Origin of the sequence: Flavobacterium cauense R2A-7, assembly GCF_000498475.1 — a bacterium.
GTDB classification, from domain to species: domain Bacteria; phylum Bacteroidota; class Bacteroidia; order Flavobacteriales; family Flavobacteriaceae; genus Flavobacterium; species Flavobacterium cauense.
In genome coordinates this window covers 118,800-131,331 of record NZ_AVBI01000024.1, presented here as the reverse complement: position 1 = coordinate 131,331, position 12,532 = coordinate 118,800, and the positions used below count along the sequence as shown (strand labels likewise).

General features: G+C 38.9%; 12 protein-coding genes. 10 read left to right on the top strand and 2 right to left on the bottom strand.

The window, feature by feature from the left end; genetic code table 11:
* The first annotated feature begins 123 nt into the window (after positions 1 to 123).
* The 10 genes from truA to FCR2A7T_RS13955 all read left to right on the top strand — a co-directional run bounded on the left by truA (position 124) and on the right by FCR2A7T_RS13955 (position 10,473).
* Positions 124 to 867 carry a tRNA pseudouridine(38-40) synthase TruA gene (gene truA / locus FCR2A7T_RS14000; RefSeq protein ID WP_023571957.1) on the top strand — a complete coding sequence of 248 codons (744 nt, stop codon included), beginning with the start codon at positions 124 to 126 and terminating at the stop codon, positions 865 to 867.
* Positions 867 to 2,618: an ABC transporter ATP-binding protein gene (locus FCR2A7T_RS13995; RefSeq protein ID WP_035118731.1), complete on the top strand. Its 1,752-nt coding sequence runs from the start codon at positions 867 to 869 to the stop codon at positions 2,616 to 2,618. Before truA ends, FCR2A7T_RS13995 begins: the two co-directional genes overlap by 1 nt.
* Before the next feature lie 60 nt (positions 2,619 to 2,678).
* On the top strand, positions 2,679 to 4,067 hold the full coding sequence (gene lpdA / locus FCR2A7T_RS13990; protein WP_023571955.1) for a dihydrolipoyl dehydrogenase: 1,389 nt from the start codon (positions 2,679 to 2,681) through the stop codon (positions 4,065 to 4,067).
* A gap of 485 nt (positions 4,068 to 4,552) precedes the next feature.
* Positions 4,553 to 6,457 carry an SPFH domain-containing protein gene (locus FCR2A7T_RS13985; protein WP_023571953.1) on the top strand — a complete coding sequence of 635 codons (1,905 nt, stop codon included), beginning with the start codon at positions 4,553 to 4,555 and terminating at the stop codon, positions 6,455 to 6,457.
* 164 nt (positions 6,458 to 6,621) lie between these two features.
* Positions 6,622 to 6,894, top strand: coding sequence for a DUF4242 domain-containing protein (locus tag FCR2A7T_RS13980; protein WP_023571952.1), 273 nt, complete (start codon positions 6,622 to 6,624; stop codon positions 6,892 to 6,894).
* A 65-nt stretch (positions 6,895 to 6,959) separates the two neighbouring features.
* A complete protein-coding gene (locus tag FCR2A7T_RS14915; RefSeq protein WP_023571951.1) occupies positions 6,960 to 7,379 on the top strand; it encodes a cupin domain-containing protein in 420 nt (139 codons plus the stop codon).
* 144 nt (positions 7,380 to 7,523) lie between these two features.
* Positions 7,524 to 8,306: an MlaE family ABC transporter permease gene (locus FCR2A7T_RS13970; protein WP_023571950.1), complete on the top strand. Its 783-nt coding sequence runs from the start codon at positions 7,524 to 7,526 to the stop codon at positions 8,304 to 8,306.
* Positions 8,307 to 8,308: 2 nt separating this feature from the next.
* Positions 8,309 to 9,040 carry an ABC transporter ATP-binding protein gene (locus tag FCR2A7T_RS13965; RefSeq protein WP_023571949.1) on the top strand — a complete coding sequence of 244 codons (732 nt, stop codon included), beginning with the start codon at positions 8,309 to 8,311 and terminating at the stop codon, positions 9,038 to 9,040.
* Positions 9,041 to 9,046: 6 nt separating this feature from the next.
* The gene (locus FCR2A7T_RS13960) at positions 9,047 to 10,012 is read left to right on the top strand and encodes an MlaD family protein (RefSeq protein ID WP_023571948.1); all 966 of its coding nucleotides are present in this window, start codon (positions 9,047 to 9,049) and stop codon (positions 10,010 to 10,012) included.
* Between the two features lie 11 nt (positions 10,013 to 10,023).
* Complete coding sequence (locus tag FCR2A7T_RS13955; protein WP_035118727.1) at positions 10,024 to 10,473, top strand: DUF1569 domain-containing protein; 450 nt, start codon at positions 10,024 to 10,026, stop codon at positions 10,471 to 10,473.
* Between the two features lie 21 nt (positions 10,474 to 10,494).
* Here the strand turns inward: FCR2A7T_RS13955 and FCR2A7T_RS13950 are convergent, their stop codons facing one another.
* On the bottom strand, positions 10,495 to 11,616 hold the full coding sequence (locus FCR2A7T_RS13950) for a cysteine desulfurase family protein (protein WP_035118725.1): 1,122 nt from the start codon (positions 11,614 to 11,616) through the stop codon (positions 10,495 to 10,497).
* On the bottom strand, positions 11,594 to 12,526 hold the full coding sequence (locus FCR2A7T_RS13945; RefSeq protein WP_023571945.1) for an EamA family transporter: 933 nt from the start codon (positions 12,524 to 12,526) through the stop codon (positions 11,594 to 11,596). Before FCR2A7T_RS13945 ends, FCR2A7T_RS13950 begins: the two co-directional genes overlap by 23 nt.
* Positions 12,527 to 12,532 lie beyond the last annotated feature (6 nt).

Genomic DNA, 12,532 nt, shown 5'->3' with positions numbered 1-12,532 from the left:
TTAAACATAAGTAATTCAATATTTATTTTTAGAAAACTTTATGACTAAGTAACATAGCAACTAAGTGACTTTTCCTTTAAACTTTGTAACTTTGCTACTCTTAAACTTTGAGCCTTAATCACCTTGAGATACTTCATCGAATTCGCATACAACGGAAAAAATTACCACGGTTGGCAATACCAGCCACAGTCGGCATCCGTTCAGGAAACCTTAACCAAAGCCTTAACTGTTTTATTTCGAAAAGACATTGAGCTTATGGGCGCAGGACGTACCGATGCCGGTGTACATGCCAAGCAAATGTATGCTCATTTTGATTATGATGAAATGTTGGATTCGGCGTATTGGACTCAGAAACTGAATTCGTTTTTACCGAAAGATATTGTAGTGTATGGTTTGATTCCGCTACACGATGACGCTCATGCCCGATTTGACGCTACCAGCCGAACCTATGAATACCACATTCACACCTTTAAAGACGCGTTTGAAAACGAAGGAAGCTGGTATCATTTTCATCCGCTCGACGTGGAAAAAATGAATGAAGCCGCAAAAATATTGTTTGAATACACTGATTTTGAATGCTTTTCAAAAACACATACCGATGTAAAAACCTTTAATTGTGTTATCAAAGAAGCTTTCTGGCAGCAAAACGGTACGAAACTGGTGTTTACCATTACTGCCGACCGTTTTCTGAGAAATATGGTTCGCGCCATTGTGGGAACGCTTATCGGAGTGGGAATCGGAAAAATATCCATGGATGATTTCCGAAACATCGTTGAAAGTAAAAACAGAGGGAAAGCAGGTTTTTCAGTTCCCGCCCACGGTTTGTATTTAACCAAAGTAATTTATCCGTATATTCACAAGCACTAATGAAAGTCATACAATCCATATCATTAAAAAAAGTAATGCGCTATGCAAAGCCATATAAAAACAGGCTTTATATGGTCGTATTGTTTTCGGTTACGCTTTCCATTTTCGCAGCGGTTCGTCCTTATTTATTAAAACAAACGGTTGACGGCTACCTGAAAGAACATGATTCGGTTGGATTACTGTATTATATTATCCTGATGGGTGTTGTATTAGTGCTTGAAGTTGGATCACAATTTTATTTCACCTATTGGGCCAACTGGTTAGGTCAGGATATAGTGAAAGACATTCGTGAAAAACTATTCCATCACATTACGACATTCCGAATGAAATATTTCGATAATGAGCCCGTTGGAAAATTAGTCACCCGTTCGGTAACCGATATGGAGTCGATATCAAGTATTTTTAGTCAGGGGCTGTTCATGATTGTGAGTGACTTAATGAAAATGACGGTGGTTTTAGGAATCATGTTTTACATGAACTGGAAACTGAGTCTGATTGTAGTAATGGGAATGCCGATTTTATTGTATGCGACCCGTATTTTCCAGCAAAAAATGAAAATTGCGTTTGAAGAAGTACGTAATCAGGTGGCCAATTTAAACACCTTCGTTCAGGAACGTGTTACCGGGATGAAAATCGTACAATTATTTCATCGTGAAGAAATTGAACTGGAGAAATTCAAACAAATCAACGAGTTGCACAACAAAGCTTGGTTAAAAAACATTCTATACAACTCCATCTTCTTCCCTATTGCCGATATTCTGTCGTCATTAACATTAGGAGTTGTGGTTTGGTATGGTGGTTGGAACATTATGCACGGCGATACGATGACCACTTTTGGTGATTTATTTGCTTATACTATGCTTATCGGAATGTTATTCAACCCGTTACGTCAGATTGCAGATAAATTCAACGTAATGCAAATGGGAATCATTGCTGCCGAACGTGTTTTCGAAATTTTAGATCGGGAAGATTTGGTGCAGCAAAAAGGGACAAAAATCGCCGGACATTTTAAAGGTGATATTACATTGGAGAATGTCCGTTTCAGTTATATTGATGATGAAGAAGTGTTAAAAGGCATCAATTTAAAAGTGAATGCAGGCGAAACCATTGCCATTGTTGGTGCTACAGGTGCCGGAAAATCAACCATTATCAATTTGTTAAACCGTTTTTATGAAATCAACAGTGGAAGAATACTAATTGACGGTACCGATATTAATGAATTTGACTTGGACAGTTTGCGCCGACAAATTGCCATCGTTTTACAGGATGTTTTCCTATTCGCCGACACCATCCTGAACAATATTACACTTAACAATACCGCAATTACAAGAGATGAAGTTATTGCTGCTGCGCAAAAAATAGGCGTTCACGATTTTATCATGAGTTTGCCCGAAGGTTATGATTATAATGTAAAAGAACGCGGTGCGATGCTGTCTTCAGGGCAACGACAACTGATTGCTTTTTTACGTGCGTATGTAAGTAACCCGAGTATTCTGATTCTGGACGAAGCGACATCTTCTATCGATACTTATTCAGAAGAACTGATTCAGAAAGCCACAGATAAAATCACCAAAGGAAGAACCTCCATTGTCATAGCACACCGTTTGGCTACAGTTGTTAATGCCGACAAAATCATTGTAATGGACAAAGGTATGATTGTGGAAGAAGGCAAACATTACGAATTAATCAGTAAACCGGAAGGCTACTACAAAAATTTATACGAATCGCAATTTGCAGTAGAGAATAATTGATAATTATTTAATTATTGTTTATTTTCGTACGCTGAAAATAATTAAGAAAAACACATACAAATGAAATACGATATTATTGTTTTAGGAAGTGGTCCCGGCGGATACGTAACTGCCATCAGAGCATCACAATTAGGCTTTAAAGTAGCCGTTATCGAAAAAGAAAACCTTGGTGGAATCTGCCTTAACTGGGGATGTATTCCAACAAAAGCCTTATTAAAATCGGCTCAGGTTTTTGATTACCTAAAACACGCTTCCGATTATGGTTTAACCGTAAAGGAATTTGATAAAGACTTCAACGCCGTTATTGCACGTTCCCGTGGAGTGGCAGAAGGAATGAGCAAAGGTGTTCAGTTCCTAATGAAAAAAAATAAAATTGACGTTATCGACGGTTTCGGAAAAGTAAAACCAGGCAAAAAAGTTGACGTTACAGATAAAGACGGTAAAGTAACCGAGTATTCCGCAGATCACATCATCATCGCAACAGGAGCACGTTCCCGTGAATTACCAAACTTACCTCAAGACGGTAAAAAAGTAATCGGGTACCGTCAGGCGATGGTGCTTCCGGAGCAACCAAAGAAAATGATCGTAGTAGGTTCCGGTGCTATCGGAGTTGAATTTGCTCATTTCTACAATGCAATGGGAACTGAAGTTACTATTGTGGAATTCATGCCAAATGTAGTTCCGGTGGAAGACGAAGACATCTCAAAACAATTTGAGCGTTCTATCAAAAAAGCTGGAATCACTGTAATGACAAATTCTTCTGTAGAACGTATCGATACCAGCGGAAACGGAGTAAAAGCGTTCGTTAAAACCGCAAAAGGTGAAGAAGTTTTAGAAGCAGATATCTTATTATCGGCAGTTGGAATCAAAACCAACATCGAAAACATCGGATTAGAAGAAACCGGTATTGCTACCGACAGAGATAAAATCTTAGTAAACGATTTCTACCAAACCAACATTCCGGGTTACTATGCTATTGGTGACGTAACTCCAGGTCAGGCTTTAGCACACGTGGCTTCTGCAGAAGGAATTTTGTGTGTGGAGAAAATCGCAGGTTTACATGTTGAACCGTTAGATTATGGAAACATTCCGGGTTGTACTTATGCAACTCCTGAAATTGCTTCAGTAGGTTTAACTGAAAAACAGGCAAAAGAAAAAGGATACGAATTGAAAATCGGTAAATTCCCGTTCTCTGCTTCAGGAAAAGCAAAAGCTGCCGGAACTCCGGACGGTTTCGTAAAAGTAATTTTCGATGCAAAATACGGCGAATGGTTAGGTTGCCACATGATTGGTGCCGGCGTTACCGATATGATTGCGGAAGCAGTTGTGGCTCGTAAATTAGAAACTACAGGTCACGAAATCCTAAAAGCAGTTCACCCTCACCCAACTATGAGCGAAGCGGTTATGGAAGCCGTAGCGGATGCTTACGGTGAAGTGATTCACTTATAATTTGAAATAAGAATTCAGAAATATTGAAAGTCCGTTTTGTGAAAGCAGAACGGATTTTTTATTTAATCAAATTCAACTTGTATTCCCAAAATTACATCAATATACATTTTTGGGCGTGCCCCTGAAACGGGTCGGGCTATACGCTGCAATCTTTTCTGCGGCTGAAAAAGCCACAAAAAAGGATTTCCACTTCTATCCCTCACGCAAAACCACAATAACACAAACATGTACTTAAAATCATCAGAACGAAAAAAAACCACAATACCGAAAAAAACAAATCAGAATTGCGTTTTAAAATGTTAAAATCAAAAATGCAAAACATAGTTTGTTTACAAAAAAATCAAGCCGTAGAATGACAATTAGACCCCTTAGATTTGATGCTTTTTTGACTTTTTATTAGTAAGATTATTCAAACGTTAAAGTGTTAATTTTATACTTATCGCACCTAAAAATTACAGTAATTTTGTAGTCTAAATTTCAATTAAATGACAACAATTTTATCTCTTTGGTGGTTAATACTTATTGTATTGTCCATTGTTTTTTACAAATTTGTTTTGCGTGTTTTCTTCGGAATGGTAATTGTTCCCGAAGACAAAATTGGTTTGGTAACCAAAAAATTCGTGCTTTTCGGCGCCGATAAATCCTTACCCGACGGAAGAATTATCGCCACAAAAGGAGAAGCCGGTTTTCAGGCACAAACCTTAGCGCCGGGATTGTACTGGACCATGTGGATCTGGCAGTATTCGGTAGACATGACGCCGTTTACCATTATTCCTGAAGGAAAAGTAGGTTTGGTTTTAAGTAAAGACGGTAAAGAAATCCCAACCGGGAAAATCTTGGCCCGAAAAGTAGACAGTGACAACTTTCAGGATGCCACAGCGTTTTTAAACAATGGTGGTCAGAAAGGACGTCAGACCGCTTTTATCACAACAGGTTCGTATCGTATCAACACCTTTCTTTTCGAAATCGTAATTGCCGACCAGGTAAAAATTTTCGAAAACATGGTGGGTATTGTAACCGCATTGGATGGTGATCCTATTCCGTTAGGACAAATCGCCGGTAAATATGTAGAAGGACACAACAACTTTCAGAACTTTGACGAGTTCCTTGAAAAAGGCGGAAACAGAGGTTTACAGCCACAGGTAATGTTGGCCGGTTCCTATTACATCAATACTTGGGCCGTACAAATTGAGCAAAATCCAATGACCGATGTGCCAATCGGGTATGTAGGTGTAGTAATTTCGTATATCGGTGAAGATGGTCAGGATGTAACCGGAGATACTTTCAAACACGGAAATATCGTATCAAAAGGGCAACGAGGCGTTTGGATGGAACCGCTTGGACCAGGAAAATACGCGTTGAATAAATACACTACAAAATTGGAACCGGTTCCTACCACAAACTTGGTATTAAACTGGGCGAATGCGAGAAGCGAATCACATGATTTGGATAAAAATCTATCAACCATTACAGTGCGTTCCAAAGACGGTTTCCCTTTCAATTTAGATGTGGCACAAATTATTCACGTTCCGGCAAATGAAGCGCCAAAAGTGATTGCCCGTTTCGGGAGCATGAACAATCTGGTTTCGCAGGTTTTAGAACCAACTATCGGTAACTATTTCCGTAACTCGGCACAAGACAGCGATGTGATTTCTTTCTTGAGTACGCGTAAAGAACGTCAGGAATCCGCTAAAAACCATATTAAAACCGTTTTGGATGAGTACAACGTGAATGCTGTGGATACTTTAATCGGTGATATCGTTCCTCCAGATTCGTTAATGAAAACGTTAACCGACCGTAAAATTGCGGAAGAAGAGCAAAAAACCTATCAAACCCAAAAAATGGCGCAGGAACAACGTCAGGGAATGGAAAAAGAAACCGCTATTGCCGACATGCAAAAGGAAATTGTTCGCGCTTCGCAAAGTGTGGAAATCGCACAACGTACCGCCGATGCAACCGTTAAAAAAGCGGAAGGTGATGCCACAAGTTTAAAATTAAATGTAAATGCTGAAGCAGAAGCCACAAAAATGCGTGCCAATGCAGAAGCAGAAGCAACCAAAGCAAGAGCCGGAGCACAAGCAGAAGCCACAAAATTAAACGCCAGCGCCGAAGCAGAAAAAATCTCCAAAACCGGTTTGGCAGAAGCAGAGAAAATTATGGCAATCGGTAAATCAACTGCGGAAGCGTATCAGTTACAGGTTTCTGCAATGGGTGGCGACAACTTTACAAAATATAAAATCACCGAAGAAATCGGTAAAGGAAACATCAAAGTGATGCCGGATGTCTTAATTTCAGGCAACAATGGTTCCGAAGGCGGTATCAGTGGTTTATTAGGCATGAAACTCATGGAAATGATGAACGCCGACAAACAAAAACCGGAAGAAAACTAATTCGTATTCCGACAACTGTTCAAAATCCGTTTTGTGAAAGCAAAGCGGATTTTTTATTTCACAAAATATTGATTTTCAGTCATTTAATTCAATTCAGCCTTGTATTTTTGTACCTTTAATGTCGCTTAAAATAACAATACTTATTAATCAAAAACCAAAAAGTTATGCCAAAATATGTAATTGAAAGAGAAATACCGGGTGCAGGCAGCTTCACTCCCGAACAATTAAAAGCCATTTCGCAAACATCCTGTGGTGTTTTGAGTAAAATGGGGCCTGAAATTCAATGGGTTCACAGTTATGTAACCGCAGATAAAATTTATTGTGTGTACAATGCTCCAAACGAAGAAATGGTTCGTGAACATGCCAAACAAGGAGGATTTCCGGCAAATTCCGTTAGCAAAGTATCCCAAATTATTGACCCTGTAACTGCCGAATAACATTTTCGGCAATAAGCAATGAAAAGGAAAATACCACACAACGATGATCATCTAAATCAAAAGCAATGAAAACAATAAAACTAATTGCAACTGTTGTGTTTGTTGGGTTGTTTCCAATGTTCTGTAACTCTTTGTACGCACAGGATCCGGTAGTTGCCGCTCCTAATATTTATAAAAAAGTCCTTATCGACAATGATAAAGTAAGGGTTATAGAAATTGAATTTGCCGCTGGCGAAACGGGTCCGTGGCACAACCATCCGGACCATGTGGCCTATGCCTTAACCGACGGCAAACTGGAAATTACCGACAAAGGAAAAGCGGGCGTAGTATATGACATCAAAGCAGGAGATGCATTATTCATTCCGGCTGTAACACATATGGCTAAAAACATCGGTACCAACACCATACGAATGGTTGTTACGGAAGTAAAACCACATATGATGATGAAAAAAATGAAAAACAAAATGGCGGCAGAAAAAAAATAAATCGAATACATTTTAAAACCAATAATTTTAAAAAATCCGTTATTGTATTGTCAAAAACGGATTTTTTTATGTGCTTAGTTTTCCTCCGCTTACAGAAAAAGCTTATATTTGAGTAGCTTTATACTTAAAAACAAATTCATTAGAATGAATACTGTTTTAAAAATATCGGAATCGTTCCAGTCTTTTTTATCCGAAATTGGAGATTTGTCCTATTTCTCCGGACGATTTTTCAAAGAAGCCTTCAAGCGCCCTTTTGAATTCAAAGAATTCATCCGACAATGTTATCAGATGGGCAACCGTTCGCTCTTACTGGTAGCGGTAACCGGATTTATCATTGGTTTGGTTTTCACGCTTCAGTCGCGCCCTACCCTTCAGGAATTTGGTGCAGTCTCCTGGATGCCTTCCATGGTAAGTATTTCCATTATCCGAGAAATCGGTCCGATAATTACAGCTTTAATCTGTGCCGGCAGAATCGGTTCAGGAATTGGTGCCGAATTGGGCTCCATGCGCGTAACAGAGCAAATCGACGCTATGGAAGTTTCAGGAACCAATCCTTTTAAATTTTTGGTCGTAACCCGAATTTTAGCCACTATCTGTATGTTGCCTGTTTTGGTAATTATTGGCGATGGTATTGCGCTTTACGGCTCTTATCTGGTTGAAAACCTCAAAGGAAACGTCTCTTTCCAGTTGTATTTCAATCAGGTGTTTGAAGCGTTGGAGTTTGGCGATTTGCTTCCGGCTACAATCAAATCTTTTTTCTTTGGTTTTGCCATTGGTTTAGTTGGATGCTATAAAGGCTACAATTGCAAAAAAGGAACTGCCGGCGTGGGGCTTGCCGCCAATTCAGCGGTTGTCTACACCTCAATGCTCTTGTTTATAATTGATTTTATCGCGGTTTTTGTAACCGATATCTTTTATGATTTATAACTATGAAGCCAATAATCATCATCCGAAATCTAAAAAAAAGTTATGGTTCGAATCATGTATTGGACGGTTTCAACATGGAATTAAATGAAGGTGAGAATCTGGTAATCATGGGAAAATCGGGTTCAGGAAAATCAGTGATGATTAAATGCCTAATCGGATTGGAAGATGCGGACAGCGGCAGTATCGAAGTAATGGGAAAAGACATTCTGAAACTCGAACAGGAAGAAATGGACGACTTACGCACCGAAATCGGTTTTTTGTTTCAGGGAAGTGCTCTTTACGATTCGATGTCGGTTAGAGAAAACTTAGAATTTCCGTTGCGCCGGCACACCAAAAAATTTGGTATTATTGAAGACACGACTCCTTTGGTTACAGAAGCATTACGAAATGTCGGACTCGAACACGCCATCGATTTAATGCCAAACGAATTATCAGGTGGAATGAAACGTCGTATTGCCTTGGCACGAACCTTAATACTGCAACCCAAAATAATATTATACGACGAACCCACAACCGGACTCGATCCTATAACATCAAAAGAAATTATCATGCTGATGAAATCCGTACAGGAAAAATACAAAACCTCTTCGGTGATTATAACACACGATGTAGATTGCGCGCGGGTAATTTCGAACCGGATGATACTGCTTGTAGACGGAATTAATTATGCCGAAGGAACCTTTGAGGAACTTGCTTCTTCAACCGATCCTAAAGTAAAAGCTTTCTTTAAATAAATTGGTATGGAAAAAACAAATGCACAAAAAATAAAACTCGGAATATTTGTTCTAACCGGCCTGTCCTTGTTTGTCATTGGAATTTATTTCATTGGAAAAAAACAAAACATGTTTGGAAAAACATCGCACATTAGTACCGTTTTCAACAATGTAAACGGATTGCAGCTTGGCAACAACGTGCGCTATTCAGGTATTAATGTGGGAACCGTGAAAGAAATTGAAATGATTAATGACACCCTGATTCGTGTCGACATGATTATCAACGATAAAATTCTTCCACACATCAAAAAAGACGCTATTGCAACGATAAGCTCCGACGGTTTGGTTGGAAATATGATAATCAATATTCTGCCCGGAAAAGGAAATGCGCCCGTTGTAAAAGCTGGCGATGTGATAAAATCTTTCAGCAGGGTGCGAACCGAAGACATACTTAAAACGCTGAGTGTAACCAATGAAAACGCTGCTATTTTAACTGCCGATTTAATCAAAATCACCAAAGAAATCACCGATGGCAAAGGAACCGTAGGTATGCTGCTGAACGACACCAGTATGGCGAATGACTTAAAGGAAACGCTGCAGTATCTTAAAATCACAAGTAAGGGTACAACCGAATCAGTAGCCAATTTAAACCAACTGATTGCATCATTAAACCAAAAAGACAATGTGATTGGTGTCATAAACGATACAGTCGTAGCTAATAAGATCAAACAAATTGTGGTAAATTTGGAAAAATCGAGTGTTAAAATCGATAATGTGATTGAAAATCTGAACACAACCATTACCAATGCCAAAGAAGGAAAAGGCGCCATCAATTACCTTTCCAATAACCCTGAACTGGTACAAAAAATTGACTCTACCATGACTAACATCAATCAGTCTAGCATCAAACTGAACCAGAATTTAGAAGCTTTGAAACACAATTTCTTTTTCAGAGGTTATTTCAAAAAACAGGAAAAAGCAAATAAAAAATAATACGTATTTTGATGAAAAGCTTATTCAACTCCTCTGATGTTTCCGAAATTTTAGAGCGTATTGAAAAATTAACGCCCGAATCCCAACGAAAATGGGGAAAAATGAACGTGGCACAAATGCTGGCGCATTGCAACAAATCTACAGAAACGGCAATGGGAAAAAATTATATGAAAATGCTTTTTATTGGTCGAATCATCGCTTCCTTCCTGAAACCTAAAGTTCTTGGAGAACAGCCGTTTGGCAAAAATTCACCAACAGACAAAAGTTATATCTTCCCCGAAGACAGCAATTTTGAAATTGAAAAATCAAAAGTAATCGCATCAATCAATTCATTTTTTGAAGGCGGTCCTTCGCAATGTACGACCTACCCTCACCCGTTTTTTGGCAAATTCACACCCGAAGAATGGGCCGTTTTTCAGTGGAAACACCTTGACCATCATTTAAGACAATTCGGAGTCTAAAAGCAACGATCTACAAACGTATTACAGTGTTTTTAAAGCATCCAATAAGGCATCAACATCCTCTTTGGTATTGTAATGGCTGAACGAAATGCGCAAACTCGGTTTTTTCAATTCCTCATCATCCAGAATTTCGGCTAAAACGTGCGATGGTTTTACGCTTCCGCTTTGGCAGGCACTTCCGCGGGAAACTGCAATCCCTTTCATGTCTAAATTGAACAGAATCATAGCCGTTTTTTCTTCTGCTAACGGTAAATTCACATTCAAAATATTATAAAAAGTATCTTCTCCGTTAAACTTACATTCCGGAAATTCGATTTCAAAACGTTCCATCATATAGTTTTTCAATTCGGAAATATGACTTCTTTCTTCCTCAAGATGCTCGTAAGCTAATTCCAATGCTTTTGCCATTCCCACAATCTGATGTACCGCTTCGGTCCCGGCACGGAAACCTTTTTCCTGTTCACCGCCAAAAAACAAAGGCTGCAAACCGCTGTTCTTTTTAACATAGGCGAATCCTGCTCCTTTTGGTCCGTGAAATTTGTGTGCACTCGCCACGAGAAAGTCTACAGGACAGTTTTGCAGGTCGATTTCTGTTTTTCCGACAGATTGTACCGTATCAGTGTGAAACAACGCATTGTGTGCCTGACAAAGCCTTACCGCTTTTTCCATATTCAAGACCGTACCGATTTCGTTGTTCACGTGCATTAAACTCACCAACGTTTTTTTGGTATCGGAAAGTAATTCCACCAAATCTGTAAAATCGATTTCACCGGTTGGTTTTATCGCTACAAAGTCTACCTGAATTCCGAATTCGTGTTGCAGCATTTCCACCGTATGCAACACCGCATGATGCTCAATTTTACTGGTAATAATACGTTTAACTTTCAAGTCTTTCACCGCCGAACGCAAAATCCAGTTGTTAGCTTCAGTACCGCAGGAAGTGAAAATTATCTCAGATGCAGTTGCATTTAGCTGTTTTGCAATGGATTTACGCACCGATTCGATCAGTACTTTAGCGCTTCGTCCGAAACTGTGCGTCGAAGAAGGATTTCCGAAATCTTCCGAAAGCACCTTGGTCATTTCCTGAATCACTTCAGGGCGAATTGGAGTAGTTGAAGCGTTATCGAGGTATATTTTCTTCATGGGATTCAGTAACTTTCTGTGGGTTCAATTTTCTGTTAAAGATAAGCTTTTCATTGAAAACAATAATGGAAATCAGAATTAGAGAATAGGATATCAACTGTACGGTATTCACTTCTTCTTTATAATAAAAAACAGCTAAAAAGAAATTAATCAAAGGATTGATATACAACATGATTCCTACCGTAGACGAATTTACTCCTTTAAGTGCAAACAAATTCAGGAACAGCGGAAGTATGGTAAACAAAATCACAATGAAAACAAGGCAAATATAAAACAAACTTTCTGCCGGAACGGGTCCGCTGAATGCCGGAAAAAAAGGCAATAAAATAATTCCGGCCGTTAAAATCTGAATGTTCAATCCTACGAATTTATCCACTTCGGTATTCTTGCGTTGCGAAATCAGATACATGGCATAGGTTAACGCCACAATCAGACTGTAAAAAATATCGGCAAAATTATTAAACGAAAGCAATCCACAGCCCAAAACACTTATTCCTACAGCAACCCACTGCCATTTACTCAGTTTTTCCTTCAGAATAATAAAGGCCAAAACGGTGGTTAGTATCGGACAAACCAAATAGGCAAACGAAGCCGCTTTAACGCTGATATGGTTCATTACGTAAATGAAAATAAACCAATTGGCCGTAAGCAACAATCCACCTCCGATATTAACACGGATGATTTTATTTCGGTCGAATTTCGATTTTGACTTATAGTTACTCCAGTCTTTTAAAAGTATACCGCGTCTCACAAACAAATTAATTGCCGATATAAGCACAACACTGAAAAAAACCCGGTAAAACAAAATATCCAACGACGGATAATGATGTATGGGTTTTAATGCCAGGCTGAAAAAACCCCATATCACAAAGGCTGTAAAGGCCGCCAGATAGTATTTATTGATTCGCATATAAAA